We start from the raw sequence: 17,418 nt of genomic DNA, 5'->3' as shown, positions 1-17,418 counted from the left end.
ATCGTTACCGCTCCTAGGTTTCGGCCACCGTCATCAGTCGTGGCGGCCGGCACCGAACGTGGAGGCAAACGACGTGCCACAAACGAACGCACATCGGACCGGACGGGCCAGGCGCGGGGTCAGCATGCTGGCTGCCGTGGCGCTGACCGCAGCCGGCCTGACCAGTCTGCCCGACAGCGCCGCGGCCGCACCGACGAACAGCGGACCGACCGCCCGTTACCTCGTCCAGCTCGACGAGGAGCCGCTGGCCACGTACACCGGTGGTGTTCCGGGCATCGCGGCGACCAAGCCCACCGACGGCGCGAAGCTGAACCGCACATCGGGCAGCGCGAAGGCGTACCGCGATCACCTGCGCCAGCAGCGCACGTCCGTGCTGGACCGCGTCGGCGTGCCGGCCGAGCGCACCCGCGTCACCATGGAGACCGCCTTCAACGGCTTCGCCGCCGACCTGACCGGGCCGCAGGCCGCCCGGCTACGGGCCACGCGCGGTGTGCGGGCGGTGTACGAGAGCCGGAAGGTGCACGCGGCCACCTCACACACCCCTGACTACCTGGGCCTGACCGGCAAGGGCGGGGTGTGGAAGAAGGAGTTCGGCGGGGACTCCCGTGCGGGCGAGGGCGTCATCATCGGGGTCATCGACAGCGGCTACTGGCCGGAGAGCGCGAGTTTCGCGCCGCTGCCCAGCCCTCGCCCCGACCAGGCGATCATCGACGCCAAGTGGAAGGGCACCTGCGACGTCGGTGTCGAGGCGCCTGTCACCTGCAACAACAAGGTGATCGGTGCCCGCTGGTACAACGACAGCGGCATCGCCGAGGCCTTCCCGGACGACTACTCCTCGCCCCGCGACCGCAACGGTCACGGCACCCACACCGCCAGCACCGCGGCCGGCATCCACGGCGTACGGGCGACGTCGGGCACCCAGGACCTCGGGATGATCTCCGGCATGGCGCCGGCTGCCCGGCTCGCGATCTACAAGGCGCTGTACGACAACGGTGCCGGTGGCGCGACCGGAACCGACATCGACATCGTGCACGCCATCGACGACGCGGTCGCCGACGGTGTCGACGTGATCAACTACTCGATCGGTGACGACACCGAGCAGTTCGGCGCCGTGGACGCGACGTTCTTCAACGCCGCCGCCGCCGGGGTGTTCGTCGCCGCCGCCGCGGGAAACTCCGGACCGTTCGCCAACACCGTCGACAACTCGACGCCCTGGCTGACCACTGTGGCCGCGAGCACCACCGACCGGCAGAACACCCGCAAGCTCACCCTCGGCAACGGCACGACCATCGCCGGCGTGGGCATGGGCGAGACCGGTGTCGGCCCGGCCCGACTGGTCTTCGCGAAGGACAGCGCGCTCGACCCCGACGGCGCCTACGGTGCCGGCCTCTGCGCCGACGACACGTTGGACCCGGCCAAGGTGAAGGGCGCGATCGTGCTCTGCGTACGCGGGGAGATCCCCCGCACCGACAAGAGCATCGAGGTGGCGCGGGCCGGCGGGGTCGGCATGGTGCTCTACAACGAGGAACTGAACTCCCTCAACGCCGACGTGCAGACGGTGCCGACGGTGCACATCAACGAGGTCGACCTGGCCACCGTCACCGCGTACGTCGCCACTGGCAACGCCACGGCCACCATCTCACCGAGCAGGCTGGAGACCGTCGAGGCCCCCGCCGTAGCGGCGTTCTCCTCGGCGGGCCCGTCGAACCTGAACGCCGGTGAACTCCTCAAGCCGGACATCAGCGCGCCTGGTCAGGACATCGTTGCCGCATTCTCCCCGTCCATCGGCGGCAACGACTTCGCCCTGGAGTCGGGCACCTCGATGGCGGCGCCGCACATCGCCGGTATCGCCGCGCTGCTGCTCGCCAAGCACCCCGGATGGTCGCCGGCCGCGGTCCGCTCGGCGCTGATGACCAGCGCCGTCGACAAGACCGACAAGGGCAACCCGATCAAGATCGGTACGTACGACGCGACCCCGCTGAACTACGGTGCCGGGCAGGTGGAGCCGGGCAGCGCCTTCGACCCGGGCCTGGTCTACGACTCCAACCAGCAGGACTGGATCAAGTACCTCTGCGGGGTGTCCGCCGACCGGGGCAGCGACTACGGGCTCGGCGACCTGGAGGGCTGCGACACGATCGGCGCGATCGACACCGCCCAGCTCAACTACCCGTCCATCTCGCTGGGTCGGATGGTGGGCAAGCAGAGTGTGACCCGCACGGTCACCAACGTCAGCGACAAGACCAGCACCTACACCTCGTCGGTGCAGGCCCCGCCGGGCTACAAGGTCACTGTCACGCCGGCGAAGATGAAGATCCGTCCCGGCCACAGCGGCCGCTTCACGGTCGAGGTCACCAACACCGGCGGCGCGTTCGACACCTGGGCCGACGGCTCGCTGACCTGGCGCGACCAGTTCAAGCACGAGGTACGCAGCCCGCTGGTCGTGCACAACTCCGGACTGGTGACCCCCGACGCCATCACCGGCAAGGGCACCTTCGGTAGCGTCCGGATCCCCGCCGAGGTCGGCTACAAGGGTCAGCTGATCTCCCAGGTCTCCGGCCTGACCTCGGGTACGAGCACCGCGGTGACCCTGAAGGGTGACGGGCCGAGCTGGGACTGGAGCACGTCGAACAACCTGCCGGTGCCGCTGCCCGCGTCGATCAGCAGGACCACCCTGCACGTACCGGCCGGCACCCGCAGCCCGGAGATCCACGTGACGTCGGCACGACCCACCTGCTCCCACATCGACTGGGAGGACGAGGAGGGCGTGATGGAGTGCACGGAGTTCAGCCTCAACGTCTACGACACGTCGGGGAAGTTCGTCACCGCCACGGCCAGCACCCGGATCGGCGCCAAGGTCAGCCTGCCGGACGGTGCCGGTGACTACATCGTGGTGGTGGAGCAGGAGTTCACCGAGAACATCAAGGACGGTGCGAACGCGTACACCATCACCAGCTACCTGCCGGGGGCGCCCGGCACGTCCACCGGCCGGTTCACCGTCGACCCGAAGCAGCGCTCCGTGCAACCGGGCGCGACGGCGAACCTGACAATGCGCTGGGTCGACCTCGCCCCGGGGCAGCGCTACGTGGGTGTGGTGGAGTTCCGCAACGGTGACGGCTCGCTGAAGACCGTGCCCGTCACCATCCAGTCCTGACCGCTCCCCCACCCGGCGGACCGGCGTGTGACCCAGGTCACCGCCGGTCCGCCGGATCATCGGCGCCATCCGCAGAGGTGATCTGCTCGGCGCACGGTGATCGACGGCGACGATGACAAGACGCGGGGCGGCGGGGGCCCAACTCCCGTCCGCCCCGAACGTCTGCGTGGACCCGTCGAGTTCGTCGGCCGGACGGCCGAACTGGCCCAGCTCCGCCGGCTCGCCGAAGCCCCACCGTGCCTGATCCTGCTGGAGGGTGAACCCGGGATCGGCAAGAGCCGGTTGGTCGCCGAACTGCTCACCGGACTTCCCGGGCACCACGTGGTCGGCGAGTGCGACGACGTACCGGAACCCTTCCCGCTCGGCGTACTCCTGGACGCGATCCGGGGCAGCGCCGACCGGCTCGGTGCGGTGAGCCCAGTCGCCGGTGCTCTCGCGCCCCTGCTCCCCGAACTGGCCGACGTACTTCCGGCCGCGCCGCCCCCGTTGACCGATCCGGCGGCCGAACGACACCGGCTGATCCGGGCCGTCGCCTCGGTGCTCGCCGCGCTGAGCCCCGCCACGCTGCTCCTCGAAGACCTGCACTGGGCCGACCCGGCGACCTGCGAGTTCCTCGGCTACCTGGCCACCCACCCGGTGGACGGGCTGGCCGTGGTGCTGACCGCCCGCACGGCGGCGCCCGGAGGCAGTACGCCCATCCACGACGCGTTGGCCCGGACCCCACCGTGGAGCGTCACCCGGGTTCCGCTCGGTCCACTGGACGCCGACGACGTACGCCGACTGGCCGCCCGGACCCTGCGGCTCGACGACCCTCCGCAGCAGCTCACCGCCACTCTGCTCGACCGGACCGCGGGCATCCCGTTCGTGGTGGAGGAGGTGCTGCGTACGCTCGCCGAGCGCGGCGGTGACCCGTTGGCGGACGACAGCGTCCCGTTCGTCCTGCGCGACGTGCTGCTCTGGCGGCTGCGCCCGCTCGACGAGGGCACCCGGGAGGTGCTCGGGGCCGCCGCGGTGCTGGGGATGGCACCGGACCAGCGCATTCTCGCCTCGGCACTCAACCTGGACCGGGTGACTGTCGGCTCGGCGATGACCGCCGCCCACCGGGCGGGACTGCTGCACGACGGCGGGGACGGTCTGCGGTTCCGTCACGACCTGGCCCGACAGGTGGTGTACGACCTGGTCCCCCGGCCGAATCGGGAGTGGCTGCACCTGCGGGTCGCACGGGTGCTGGAACAGGAGTTACCGAGGCCCGTCGCCCAACTGGCGCACCACTACCGGTTGGCCGGCAGCGGGGCTGACTTCGTCCGCAACGCGGAGGCTGCCGCCGACCTGGCCACCGAACGCGGCGACGACGCGACCGCCGCCAGCTTCCTGCTGCAGACCATGGACGTCGCCGAGCTTCCCCGACCGGTGCGGGTTCGGCTCGCCGCGAAGCTGGGTCGGTCGGCCATCGACGGGCTCAGCCAGGCGGAGGCGATCCCGGTGCTGGAGCGGCTGCTCGCCGACCGACGGCTGCCGCCCGGCGCCCGGGGCGAACTGGGCCTGGTGCTCGGGCGCATGCTGCGTCAACAGGGCGAGGCACTGCGGGGGTACACCGAGATCGAGCGGGCCGTGCCGTACCTGCGCGCACCGCGCCGCAAGGCCCCGGCGCTCGCGGTGCTGGCGGCCCCGGACACCGTCGTCGGCCGGCACGTCGACGACCACCTGGCCAGGTGTACGGAGGCGGAGAGCGCCGCGACGGCCAGCGGCGACCCGGCGGCACACCTCGCGGCCCGGATCGCCCGAGCGTCGCTGCTGCTGGAGCTGGGCGACCCGGCAGCCTGGTCGATCATCACCGAGCTGCGCGCGTCCGCCGAGCTGGCCGACCGACCCAGGGAGCACGCCCGAGCCTGCCTGAACTGGGCGCAGGGCGCGTTGCACGCCGGGCATCCGGAGCAGGCCGAGACGCTCCTGGCCGCCGGTCGGGCGTTGGTCGACGAGACCGGGTACGAGCGGCTGACCGCCCTGGTGGAGGCGACCGAGTTGTCGCTGAGCCGGGCCGCCGGGAGGTTCGACGGGCTGGCCGAGCGGCTCACCCGGCTGGTCACCACGGCCGAACGGATGCCGGTCACCCTGCTGGACGCGCGCGCCGAACTGGCCACCGTGCTGGCGCTCACCGCCATCGCCGGACGAGCTGGCAGCACCGGGGGGCACGACAGCAGCACCCAGGGTTGCGCCGGGCTCGGCGACAGCGGCAGAGGTCGCGACGAGGTGGAGTCGGCCGAGCGGGCGCTGCGTGAGGTGGTCGCCGACGCCCGCCGGGTGGGCGCGGTCTGGCCGCTGGTGCAGGCACTCTCGGCGCTGGCCCGACTGACCGTGGTCGGGCGACCGGACGAGGCGGTCCGGCACGCGACGGAGGCGCTATCAGTGGTGCGCGGCAAGGGCATCCTGGCGTGGGCTGCCGACGCGGTGCTGGTGCTGGCCGAGGCCGCAGCCGCGGCGGGTGAACCGGCCCGGGCCGCGGCGGCCGTCGCCGAACTGGAAGCCGGGATCGCCGGCCGTGACACGCCATTGGCCCGGGCCGCCCTGGGTCGATGCCGCGACCTCGTCCCGGCCTGAGCCGGCGCCGCGCACCAGCGGTCTACCCGGTGTCAGCGGACGATCCGCACCACCTGTTCAGCTCGGCCGTACTCACAGTTCGCGCCGGGGCAGGCGGAGAGCCACACCAGCAGCAGCGCCTCGCCGGTACGGAACGGAACACCAGCGACATCGGCCGGGAAGAGCGCCCACAACGGTTGGGGCTGGCCGGTGCAGGTCCAGCCGCCGGGATGCGGCTCGGACGCGTAGGCGATGCGGTTGCCGACGGCCTGGGTGATCGTGGCAGTCAGCAGGCTGCCGTAGGAGCCCTCGTCACAGGTCACCTGGTAGTCCAGACGCACACCGGCGCCCTTGGCCACCAGGGTCACTGAGTTGATCTCCAGGGTGGGGGTGGCGGCGGCCGCCGGTGCGGCGCCGACGAGCGCGAGCATTGGCAGTACGAGTGCCAGCGTCAATGCGGTCAAGCGGCGGGTGCGTGGCATCGCATGTCCTCCGTCCCCGGTGGCCCCACCCGCCCGGGGTGGACGGAGGGTGACCGCCTCCCATCATCGACCTCCGTCACTGGCCGGTCAACGCCCCGAGGTGGCGAGCCGCCGCGACCTGGTCGACGGCCCGCCACCCGCGGATCAGAGGACGACCTGGTGTACGCGGTTGTCCACCCCGCGTACCGCCAGCCAGGCACTGCCGTTGGCACCGGCGGCGGCGCCGGGCGCACCCCGGAACGCGTCGGTGGCGAACTCACCACGTTGGAACCAGCCGCCCCAGGCGCCGTCGGTCATGTTGCGCTGCCACAGCCGGTTGTCGGCGGCCAGCGAGAACAGGTAGACCCGGCCAGAGGTGGCGAGCAGGGTCGGACTGCCGTTGGTGGTGCCGCCCAGGTTGGTCCAGGCCGACCAGGTGGTGCCGGTGCGGCTGCTCCACCACACCTCGTCGGTGCGGCTGCGGACCGCCACGTGCAGGACGCCGGCGTCGTCGACGACAGCGCTGGGCCGGCCGTAGAACGGCCGGTTCTCCGGTGCTCCGACGCCGGTCCAGCCGGTGCTCGGGGTACGCGTCCAGAGCTGGCCGTCGGCACCACGACCGACGAGCGTCCACTGGGTCGGGCTGGTCCAGGCCACCGTCGGCGCATCGGTCAACGTGCCACCGAGGCTGCGCCACGGTCCCCACGTGCCGGCGGTGTAGCTGCGCTGCCAGGCCGCGTTGTCGGTGCCGCGGACGAAGACGTCGAGCCGTCCACCGGCGGAGGCGTACGCCGCTGGCTGGCCGAGGATCCGGCCGCCGACCGGGCCACCGAGTGAGGTCCAGTTCCTTCCCCACGTCGTACCGGTGCGGGTGTTGACGGCCAGCGCGCCGGAAGCATCACGCACGAAGGCGGTGGCGTGCGTGTCGTCGACCCGGACCAGCGCCGGGCTGGCGCTCGCGGTGCCGCCGAGGTCGACGCCGGCGACCTGGTCGGTGCCGGTCAGGCCGAGCATGGCCACCCCGTGTGCCGGCACCTCGACGGTGTACGAGCCGGTGAACGGCTGGACTCCGGCGGTGTCGGGCTGGGCGTCCACGTCGGCGCGGGACCAGAGGTCACGGACGCGGACCGCGCCACCGAGCGCGACGTCGGCGAAGTTCACAGTGACCCGCTGGGCGCTGTCGTGGCGGTTGAGCAGCGCGACGGCCCGTTTGCCGGAGCCGTTCAGCACCTTGCTCCAGACCTGCGCGTTGGTGCCGGTGTCGGCGACCTTGACGCCCTGTCGGACAAACCGATCCTGGTCCACGGCGATGATCTCCGGGTTGGTCAACGCCGAGATCATCTCCTTCGGCAGGCCACGCGGGTCGGAGCCGATCACCAGCGGCGCCGCCATGATGGCCCACATGCCGAGCTGCGTCTTGGACTCGTCAAGGCTCAACTCGTACCCGCCGTCGGGCAGTGGGCGCATCGGCAGCAGGTAATCCGGGTCGTTGTAGTGCCCCGGCCCGGTGGCCGCCGGGTGGTACGCGTTGACGTCCATGTTGCGCAGCACCCACGGGTACGCCCACTGCGGGGTCGGGTCCGTGAGCCCCACGTCGGTGTACGTGCGCCAGGAGTCGGCGATGGTGGGCGCGTACGTGTAGCTCCAGGTGGAGAGCTGTTCCGGGGTGTACGGGCCGCCACCCCAGTCGGAGCTGACCGGGTTGCAGATGTTGAGCAGCATCGGGCGCGGTGACTGGCGTACCGCCTCGGCGAGCTCACGGAAGGTGGCCTCCGGGTCGAGGCCGGCAGCTCGACCGCAGAGCCAGTCGGCCTTGAGCGCGTCGAAGCCCCAGCCGGCGAACTGGTTGACGTCGGCCTGGTAGTGGCCGTTGCTGCCCAGCCCGCACTGCCCCGGCAGATAGGGGCCGGCGTCGGTGTAGATGCCGGCTTTCATCCCCTTGCTGTGGATGTACGCGGCCAGCGCGGCCATCCCGCCGGGGAAGCGGGCCGGGTCGGCGACGAGCTGGCCGGCTTCGTTGCGGGGGGTGGGCGCGGCCCAGTTGCCGTCGATCCAGACGTAGGTGTAGCCGGCGTCGCGGAGGCCACTGTGGACCATGAAGTCGGTGACGGACCGTACTTCGGCCTCGGTGGGGTCGCCACCGAGGCCGAAGTAGGTGTTCCAGCCCTGGTAGGGCGTCGGGGCGAGACCGCTGTTGAAGTAGGTGGGCGCGCCCTGGTCCTCCGCGCCGGTGTCGGCCGGGGCGTGGCCGGGGCGACCCGGGCCGGAAGCGACCGGCGGCGGGCCTGCGGGGGGCCGGCCGGCCACCGGCGGACCGGCGGGAGAGGTGCCGGCTGGCGGTGGGGTCGGCTGCGGTGGGCCGGCCATCGCCGGCGTGGGGCTGACCAGCCCCAGGCCGAGGACGGCCAGGGTGGCGGTCAGTGGTCGGTTCAGGCGCATGGAGGTACTCCTGTCCCTCGGGGGTGGGGTGGTGGTGCTCCGGCCTCAGTCGCGGGTCAGCACGATGAGGTCGGCGTCATGGGTCGGGCTCCACTGCACGGGAAGGCCTACCGCCGCGAGGTGGCTGCCGGAGTAGGCCTGGTCGCCGTGCCGGTAGCGGGCGGTCGGGTCGAGGCCGCGCAGCGGCAGCCGCACCGGGCGGGACGGCAGCAGACCGGTGCCGTCGAGGCGGCCGGTGTGCCAGGTGAGGACGACCACCCGACGCTCGTCGGGGGCCGTGTACTGCACCGCGCAGCGGGTCTGGTCGGGGCCGCCGATGAGGTGCACCTCGCCGTGCGTGACGACGCCCCGGATCTCCTTGTAGCGGGCGATCCAGTCGGCCGCCTCGGCCCGCTCGTCGGGGGTCCAGGCGCGGACGTCCGCGCCGACGCCGAGCACACCGGCCATCGCGAGGACGAACCGGAACGCGAGCGATCGCGGTCGGGGATCGAACAGACCGGGCGCGTCGGTGACCCAGGAGCTCAGCAGGTGCGGTGCGTTGGCGTGCAGGAAGCCGTACTGGATGGCGAGTCGGTCCAGGGGACCGGTGTTGTCGCTGGGCCAGAAGACGTCGGCCCGGGCGGCCATCGCCAGGTCGGTGCGCGCGCCACCGCCGGCGCAGGCCTCGATCAGCACGCCGGGGTGGTCCCGGCGCAACCGCTCGTAGATGCGGTGCAGGTTGGCGACGTGCGCGCCGTCCAGGTCGAGCGGAGCGATCCCGCCGGGACGGCCCGGCTCGGTACGTGGCCGGTTGAAGTCCCACTTCAGGTAGTCGATGTCGTACCGGCGTAGCAGACGGTCGACAGTGGAGTGGACGAACTCGGCGACCTCGGGCCGGCCCAGGTCGAGCAGGTACTGGTTGCGGACCGGGGTGATGGGTCGACCGTCGACGGAGTAGACCCAGTCCGGGTGCTCGGCGTAGAGGGTCGACTTCGGGTTCACGCACTCCGGCTCGACCCAGAGCCCGAAGTTCAGCCCGAGCGCGCGCACGTCGGCGATGAACGCGTCGAACCCGGCCGGGAACTTCGCCGGGTCGGGCGTCCAGTCACCGAGTCCGGCGGTGTCGTCGTTGCGGCCGACGAACCAGCCGTCGTCCACCACGAACGTCTCCACGCCCAGCTCGGCGGCGATCCGGGCCAGCGCGAGCTGACTCTGCGCCTCGACGGCGAAGTAGGTGGCCTCCCAGGAGTTGTAGAGCACCGGACGCGGGGTGAGCCGTTCCCCGGCGAGCAACCGCTGGTGGGTGTGCCAGATCCGGGCCAGCCCGCCCAGACCGTCGGGGCTGTACGCGCCGGTGACCACCGGCAGGGTCAGCGACTCGCCGGACGTCAGCTCCAACGGGCCGTCGACGAGGTGACGGCCGGCCCGGACCCGGGTCAGGCCACCGGTGTCGCGCTCCGCGCTGATCTCCCAGGACCCGGTCCACGCCAAACCCACCCCCCACGCCGAGCCGGCCGGGTCCGCGGTGTCCCGCACGGCCAGCCAGGGCACGTGCAGATGGCCCGGTACGCCCTGGGAGCTGCCGATGCTGAACGTGCCGTGACCCAACTCCACGTGGGAGAGCTGGAACTCCTGCGCCCACTGCCCCCACTGGTGACTGAGCAGCGCGCCGTGCGGCGTCGGTACGCAGAACCCGGCCGATCCGGCCCGGACCACCCGCAGCGCGTCGGTGCCGTCGTTGGTCAGCTCGACCCACCGCTGCACCACGTCGGTGCCGGCGGGCACGCGGTAGTGCACCGCGGCGCGCAGCCCGGTGACCGGGTCGGCGAAGTCGACGGCCAGCTCCCGCTGGTCGGCGTCGACGCGCTCGCCGGCGTGGACGAAGCCCACCCGGCGCTGCCCGTTCGAGGTCTCGATCACCAGGTCGGCGCCGGTGAACGGGCGGTCGGCGTCGGTGGCGTACTCGACGGGGGCCGCGTCGCCGGCGGTGAGGAACGGCACCGGGCCGTCGTAGGCAACCGGCGACGGCCCGTCCGAGACGCCGTGGGGGCCCCACGCGACAAGCTCCAACCAGCGACCGTGCGCCGGCACTGTCACCGTGTACTCGGTGTGCGCGCCGCGCAGCGTCCACCGCTGCCCGGTCACTTGACCGCTCCCAGCGCCAGGCCCGAGACGAAGTGCCGCTGGAAGCGCAGGAAGACCGCGACGGTGGGTACGGCCGCGATGACAGTACCGGCGGCGATGACGTTCCAGGACGAGACGAACTGCCCCTGAAGGGCGAGGAGCGCCGGGGTGACCGGCATGTTGTCGTCCGTTCGCAGCACGGTGATCGCCCACAGGAGGTCGTTGAAGATCCAGGTGAAGGAGAGCGCCCCCAGGGCGGCCAGCGCGGGCCGGGTCAGCGGCAGCATCACCTTCGTGAAGATCTGCGCCGTGCCGGCGCCGTCGATGGTGGCCGCTTCCTGAATCTCGCCCGGCAGGTCCCGCATGAAGCCGTGCAGGACGAACGTGTAGAAGCCGAGGCCGAAACCGACCTGCACCGTGATCAGCGCCCAGAGCGTGTCGTACAGGCCGGTCAGCTCGCTGAACTTGGCCACCGGGATGAGCAGGATCTGTGGTGGCAGCAGGTTGCCGGCGAGCATCAGCAGCAGGATGGTCCGCCGGCCGGGGATCCGGAAGCGGCTCAGCGCGAACGCGGCCATCGCGGCCAACCCGAGGCTCAACGCCACCGACGGGATGGTGACCAGCATGCTGTTGACCAGGGCACGCAGCTCACCGCCGTCGGTCCACGCCTGCCGGTAGGTGTCCAGCGTGAACGACTGGGGCAGGCTGCCCACGCCGTGCGCGGCGATGTCGTCGAACGACCGGGTGGACATCACCACCACCCAGAGCACCGGACCCAGCCAGAGCATCGAGAGCAGGATCATGCCGGTGTGGAAGGCCCCGGTACGGAGCTTGTTCATCACGCTTCCTCCCGGAACGCGCGGACCAGGTAGCCGAGGATGACGGCCAGCGCGAGCACGAAGATCACGACGGCGATGGCGGAGGCGTAACCCAGCCGCAGACTCTGGAACGCGGTCGAGTACATGTAGGTGCTGAGCAGTTCCGACGAGTGGTACGGGCCGCCCTTGGTCAGCGACCAGACGATGTCGAACGAGCGCAGCGAGTCGATCACGATGACCGACAGCACGACCGCGTTCACCCCCTTGAGCTGGGGAATCGTGACGTGCCGCAGCCGTTGCCAGGAGTTGGCGCCGTCCATCCGGGCGGCCTCGTGCAGCGCCGGGTCGATGGCCTTGAGTCCGGCCAGGAACAGCACCATCACGTACCCGATCTGCCGCCACAGGGCGGGCAGGATCACCGCGTACAGGGCGGTCTGTGGGTCGGCCAGCCAGGGCCGGATCAGGTGCTCCAGGCCGACGGCCCGCAGCAGCGTGTCGGCGATGCCGTCGGGTTGATAGAAGACCCGCCAGACCAGCGCCGTCACCACCAGCGAGAACACCACAGGCGTGAACAGCGCGGCCCGGTAGAAGCCGACCCCGCGCCGCTCCTTCTGGAGAACCAGCGCCATGCCGAACCCGCCCAGGACGGAGAGACCGCCGAAGAGCACCAGCCAGATCACCGTGTTGACCAGCGCGCCCCGGAAGGTGGCGTCACCGGCCAACTCGACGTAGTTGTCCGCGCCGACGAAGGTCGGCGGCGACATCCCGTCCCAGCGGGTGAGCGAGAACCAGAAGCCCTGCAATGCGGGCCAGAACACCCAGATGCTCTCGACCGCGAACGGCACGAGGACGAACGCCACCAGCAGCGGCGACAGTCGAGCCGACCGTCGCCGCCGGGTGGGGGTGACCGAAGTCGTGGAGATCGTTGCTGTCACGTCAGCCCTTGAAGACCTTCTCGGCGCCGGCCTGCCACTCGCGCAGGATCGCGTCGATCTGGTCCGGCTTGTCGATGAACTTGGTCAGCGCGGTGTCCGCGGTCGGCTGGAGCGCGTCGCTGGAGTCCCGGTTGAAGAACTGGGTCAGCTCCTTGGCCTCGCCGAGCATCGCCTTGCCCTTGGCCACCAGCGGCGAGTCGGACGCCTTGGCGTTGGGGTTGGCCGGCAGCACGATGCCGGAGCTGGCCTTGACGTACGCCTCCTGGGCCTCGACCCCGGAGAGGTAGGTCAGCAGGGCTTTGGTGCCGGTCGGGTTGGCGGTCTTCGCGCTGGCGAAGAAGCCGTCGGTCGGGGCCTCCTCGGCCAGCGGCACCGCGGGGTCGATGATCGGGAACCGGAAGAAGTCCAGGTCACCGAGGGCGTCCTTCGGTGCCGCGTCGGCGAAGAAGGTGCCGATCAGGAACATGCCGGTCTTACCGGCCAGCAGCGCGGTGGTCGCCTCCTGGAACGGATACGCCTTGCCCTTGGGATCGAAGTAGGGCAGGGCCTCGCGCCAGCGGGTGAAGACAGCCTTGACCCTGGGGTCGTCGAAGCGCTGCTTGCCGGCGAGCAGCTCGCGGTGGAACGGCGCCCCGTTGATCCGGATGTTCAGGTAGTCGAACCAGGCCGAGGCCACCCACGGGGTGTCGCCGAGGCCGATGCCGATCGGCGGGATGCCCTTGCTCTTCAGCGTCTCGCACAGCGCCAGGAAGTCGGCCCAGGTCTTCGGCTCCTGCACGCCCCACTTGGCGAAGTTGGACTTGCGGTAGAAGAAGCCCCACCAGTAGTTGTTCATCGGCACGAAGACCTGCTTGCCGCTGGCGGCGGTGGAGAGGGTGCGCAGCGACTCGGGGTAGTCGCCCATCGACTTCCAGACGTCGGAGACATCCAGCAACAGGTCCCTGCTGGCGTAGTCGTTGGCGACGGAGCCCGCGTACCAGGTGTAGAGATCCGGCGGGTTGGCCGACGTCAGGTAGGTCGGGAGCTGGGTCCGGAAGGTCTCCGAGGCGATCGTGTTGAGGCTCGCCGTGCCCTTGCCCTGCGCGTTGAAGGTCTCGATCAGCTTCTCCATCGCTGCCTTGGCCTGCGGCGAGGAGAGGTTGGACTGGATGGTGACCGCGCCGGAGCCGCCGCTCGTCGTCGGCCCGCTGGCGGAGCTGGCGCACGCGCTGAGGAACGAGCTGGCGCCGAGTGCACCCAGGCCGGCGAGCCCTAGGTGACCAAGGAATCGCCGGCGACCGGGGTCGAAGTCGCTCACGGAGGTATCCCTTCCTCTACGACACGGAGCGTCACCGCGCGATGTGTCGTCCATGTGAATGCTGTGACCAGAAGGTTGCATCGGCCGTTGGCGACTGTCAAGATATCTTCGTAATTAATGATTAGATGAGACCAAGGTGAGGGTCAGGTGGATCAGCCTATGCGCCGACTTGAGGGCAAGAACGCGCTGGTCACCGGCGCTATGGGTGGAATAGGTGCCGCCATCGCCCGGCGGCTGGCCGCCGAGGGAGCCGCTGTCGCGCTCCTCGACGTGCACGATCCGGCTCCGCTGGCCGACGAGCTGACCACCTCCGGCTACCGAGCACTGTCCGTAATGGGCAGTGTCAGCGAGGAGGACGACTGGGCGGCTGCGGTGTCGGCCGTTCGAGCGGGCCTCGGCCCGATCGACATCCTGGTCAGCACCGCGTACGCCGTGCGGGTCGCTCCGGCGCACGAAACCAGCCGACAGTCCTGGGACCACCAGCTCGGCGTCAGCCTCACCGGCTCCTTCCTCGGCGTCCGCGCCTGCCTGGACGACCTGCGCGCCCGCTCCGGCGCGGTGGTGCTGATCTCCTCGGTGCACGCGCTGGTCGGGCTGCCCGGCCGGCCCGCGTACGCCGCCGCCAAGGGCGGCCTGGTCGCACTCGGCCGCCAGCTCGCCGTGGAGTACGGCCCGCAGGTGCGCGTCAACACCGTGCTGCCCGGGCCGATCCTCACCGCCGCCTGGGACGACGTCTCCGAAGAGGACCGTCGGCAGAGTGTCGCGGAGACCGTGGCGAAGCGCTTCGGCACCCCGGACGAGGTGGCCTCGACAGTCGCCTTCCTCGCCTCACCGGACGCCGCCTACATCACCGGCGCGAGCCTCGTGGTGGACGGTGGCTGGACAGCGGTGAAAGCCTCGGCCTGAGACATCGATACCGACCAGCGAAAAGGCCAGGAGCATTGGCACAGTACGCCCGCCGCGGCATCCACGGACAAACCGTCGAAGCGATCGCCCGCCGCATCCTCACCGGTGAGATCCCCGCCGGAGCGACCCTCAACATCGTCGCGTTGCAGGAGGAGTTCGACGTCAGCCTCACGGCGCTCCGCGAGGCGCTGAAGGTCCTCACCGCCAAGGGCATCGTGGACGCCCGGCAGAAGCGTGGCACCTTCGTCCGGCCTCGCTCCGACTGGAACCTGCTCGACGGTGACGTGATCCGCTGGCAGTTCGCCGAGGGCACCGACCAGCGGCTCCTCGACCAACTACACGAGGTACGCGCCATCATCGAGCCGGCCGCCGCGCGGCTGGCCGCGACCCGTGCCACCGGAGACGACCTGGCCGCCCTCGACCGGGCGCTGGTCGAGATGGGCGAGGCCAACGGAGATCCCACCGCCGCCATCGCCGCCGACCTCGCCTTCCATCGTGCGCTGCTCACCGCCACCCACAACGAGCTGCTGGAACGCATGGAGGTGGTGATGGAGACCGGGCTGGCCGAGCGGGACCGGCTGGTGCACGGCGGCGCCCCCCACGACGACCCGGTGCCCAGCCACCGAGCTGTCGTCGACGCGCTGCGCAGCCGGGACGAGACGGCGGCCGAGGCCGCCATGCGTGAGTTGCTGGACAAGGCCGTCCGCGACGTCGAAAAGGCACGGGGACAGAGGGGCAGTCAGTGAAGATCGAGCGGATCGAGACCTTCCTCGTCGCGCCACGGTGGTTGTTCTGCCGGGTGGAGACCGACGAGGGCCTGGTCGGGTGGGGTGAACCGGTGGTGGAGGGCCGCGCAGAGGTGGTGCGCAGCGCCGTCGAGGTGCTCTCCGAGTACCTGATCGGCGCCGACCCGCTCCGCATCGAGCAGCACTGGCAGATCCTCACCAAGGGCGGCTTCTACCGGGGTGGCCCGATCCTCTCCAGCGCTGTCGCCGGCCTGGACCAGGCGCTCTGGGACATCGCCGGGCAGGCGTACGGGGCACCGGTGCACGCTCTGCTCGGCGGTGCCGTCCGCGACCGGGTGCGGGTCTACTCCTGGATCGGCGGAGACGAGCCCGACGAGATCGCCGACGCCGCGGCCGCCCAGGTCGCCGCCGGCCTGACCGGAATCAAGATGAACGCGTCCGGGCGGCTGTCGGCCATCCCCACCTCCGCCGAGGTGGACGCCGTCGTCGGCCGGGTCGCCGCCGCCCGCGAGGTGCTCGGCCCCGACCGGGACATCGCGCTGGACTTCCACGGCCGGGCCGGATTGGCCGCGGTACGCCGGATCCTGCCCGAGCTGGCCCCCCTGCGCCCGTTCTTCGTGGAGGAGCCGGTCCTGCCCGACCAGGCCCACCACCTGCGCGACATCGTCGCCAGCACGCCCATCCCGGTGGCCACCGGCGAACGGCTCTACGGCCGTCACGAGTTCCTCGGACCGTTGCAGGCCGGGGTCACCGTGATCCAGCCGGACCTGTCGCACGCCGGTGGGATCTCCGAGGTCCGCCGGATCGCCGCGCTGGCCGAGACGTACGGCGCGCTGCTCGCCCCGCACTGCCCGCTCGGCCCGATCTCCCTGGCCGCCAGCCTCCAGGTGGCCTTCGCGACGCCGAACTTCCTGATCCAGGAGCAGAGCATCGGCATCCACTACAACGTCGGTTCGGAGCTGCTGGACTACGTGGTCGACCCGGAGCCGTTCCGGTTCGTCGACGGGCACATCGCCCGCTTCGACCGGCCCGGGTTGGGCATCACAGTGGACGAGGCGGCGGTCCGCAAGGCCGCCGAGACCCCGCACGCCTGGCGCAACCCGGTCTGGCAGCACGCCGACGGGTCGTTCGCGGAATGGTGACAACCACGACGGCGGTGCCGCTGCGGGTGGCGTACGACGCCGCGCACGGCAGTCGGTGGACCAGCCTGCACGGCGGCGGCCGGGAGTGGCTGTGGCGGGGCCCGGAGCCTGGCCGCCACGGGGTACGCCCCGACGACCCGTTCGTCGACGCCGGTGGTCTGGAGGAGTGCCTGCCCACAGTGCGCGGTCGACCCGACCACGGTGAGGTGTGGTCCCGCCCCTGGCGCACCGCCGGGCCCGGCACCGTGGTCATCCAGCGCCCGACGTTCGTCCTGACCCGTCGCATCGCCGATGACAGCGGTGTGGTGGTGGCCGACTACCGACTGACCGCCGACCCGGGGTACCGCTTCGTCTGGGCCGCACACGCCCTGCTCGGCCTCTCACCCGACGCACGCCTCGTCGCGCCCGTCGGCAGACCGACCCGGCTTCATCCGGAGGCCGCCGCGCTGCTGCCACCAGGCACCTGGCCGGGGGACTCCCCGTGGCTCACCGGGCCGTGGCCATCCCCCGCCGGCCTCACACTGGACACCCTCGGAGCCGACGACGGCACGGCCATCGGCGCCGTGCTGCTCGACTGCCCCCGGGTCCAGGTGGTCGACGACGCCGACCGGCTGACAGTGGAGCTGGAGTGCGACGGGCAACCCCGCAGCACCGCCCTCTGGCGCAACCTGGCCGGCTGGCCGGCCGTCGCCCCGTACCGCAGCATCGGGGTCGAGCCGATGCTCGGCGCCGCCTTCGACCTGGCCGACGCCGGACCGGCCGACGCTGCTGTCGTACCCGCCACCGGTGAGGTCGCCTGGCGACTCACCATCTCCGCCCACCGTATCCACTGAGGACACCGCG

General features: G+C 71.4%; 12 protein-coding genes. 6 read left to right on the top strand and 6 right to left on the bottom strand.

The annotated features are described in order from the left end of the window. Positions 1–136 precede the first annotated feature (136 nt). The gene (locus O7631_RS07980; RefSeq protein ID WP_278143683.1) at positions 137–3,151 is read left to right on the top strand and encodes a S8 family serine peptidase; all 3,015 of its coding nucleotides are present in this window, start codon (positions 137–139) and stop codon (positions 3,149–3,151) included. 96 nt (positions 3,152–3,247) lie between these two features. Beyond that, positions 3,248–5,749, top strand: coding sequence for an AAA family ATPase (locus O7631_RS07975; RefSeq protein ID WP_278143682.1), 2,502 nt, complete (start codon positions 3,248–3,250; stop codon positions 5,747–5,749). Between the two features lie 32 nt (positions 5,750–5,781). Here the strand turns inward: O7631_RS07975 and O7631_RS07970 are convergent, their stop codons facing one another. From O7631_RS07970 to O7631_RS07945, 6 genes are all read right to left on the bottom strand, one after another. Continuing rightward, entirely contained in the window at positions 5,782–6,210 is a 429-nt protein-coding gene (locus tag O7631_RS07970) for a hypothetical protein (protein ID WP_278143681.1), read from the bottom strand. A gap of 144 nt (positions 6,211–6,354) precedes the next feature. Further along, on the bottom strand, positions 6,355–8,628 hold the full coding sequence (locus O7631_RS07965; RefSeq protein ID WP_278143680.1) for a glycoside hydrolase family 27 protein: 2,274 nt from the start codon (positions 8,626–8,628) through the stop codon (positions 6,355–6,357). 45 nt (positions 8,629–8,673) lie between these two features. After that, positions 8,674–10,752 carry an alpha-galactosidase gene (locus O7631_RS07960; RefSeq protein WP_278143679.1) on the bottom strand — a complete coding sequence of 693 codons (2,079 nt, stop codon included), beginning with the start codon at positions 10,750–10,752 and terminating at the stop codon, positions 8,674–8,676. After that, entirely contained in the window at positions 10,749–11,570 is an 822-nt protein-coding gene (locus tag O7631_RS07955; RefSeq protein ID WP_278143678.1) for a carbohydrate ABC transporter permease, read from the bottom strand. Before O7631_RS07955 ends, O7631_RS07960 begins: the two co-directional genes overlap by 4 nt. Beyond that, positions 11,570–12,484, bottom strand: coding sequence for a sugar ABC transporter permease (locus O7631_RS07950; RefSeq protein ID WP_278143677.1), 915 nt, complete (start codon positions 12,482–12,484; stop codon positions 11,570–11,572). The genes O7631_RS07955 and O7631_RS07950 overlap by 1 nt, the downstream gene beginning before the upstream one ends. Position 12,485: 1 nt before the next feature. Further along, positions 12,486–13,781: an extracellular solute-binding protein gene (locus O7631_RS07945; RefSeq protein WP_278143676.1), complete on the bottom strand. Its 1,296-nt coding sequence runs from the start codon at positions 13,779–13,781 to the stop codon at positions 12,486–12,488. A 147-nt stretch (positions 13,782–13,928) separates the two neighbouring features. Here O7631_RS07945 and O7631_RS07940 point away from each other — a divergent pair, with 147 nt between their 5' ends. From O7631_RS07940 to O7631_RS07925, 4 genes are read left to right on the top strand one after another with little or no spacing between them, the layout of a single operon-like run. Then, a complete protein-coding gene (locus tag O7631_RS07940; protein ID WP_278143675.1) occupies positions 13,929–14,687 on the top strand; it encodes an SDR family oxidoreductase in 759 nt (252 codons plus the stop codon). A gap of 35 nt (positions 14,688–14,722) precedes the next feature. Beyond that, a complete protein-coding gene (locus O7631_RS07935; RefSeq protein ID WP_278143674.1) occupies positions 14,723–15,433 on the top strand; it encodes a FadR/GntR family transcriptional regulator in 711 nt (236 codons plus the stop codon). Continuing rightward, entirely contained in the window at positions 15,430–16,575 is a 1,146-nt protein-coding gene (gene dgoD, locus O7631_RS07930; protein WP_278143673.1) for a galactonate dehydratase, read from the top strand. The genes O7631_RS07935 and dgoD overlap by 4 nt, the downstream gene beginning before the upstream one ends. After that, positions 16,572–17,408 (top strand): hypothetical protein, encoded by an 837-nt coding sequence (locus O7631_RS07925; RefSeq protein WP_278143672.1) that lies wholly within the window; start codon positions 16,572–16,574, stop codon positions 17,406–17,408. Before dgoD ends, O7631_RS07925 begins: the two co-directional genes overlap by 4 nt. Positions 17,409–17,418: the final 10 nt, after the last annotated feature.

Origin of the sequence: Micromonospora sp. WMMD967, assembly GCF_029626165.1 — a bacterium.
GTDB lineage: Bacteria > Actinomycetota > Actinomycetes > Mycobacteriales > Micromonosporaceae > Micromonospora > Micromonospora taraxaci.
This window is presented reverse-complemented; position numbering and strand designations above follow the sequence as displayed.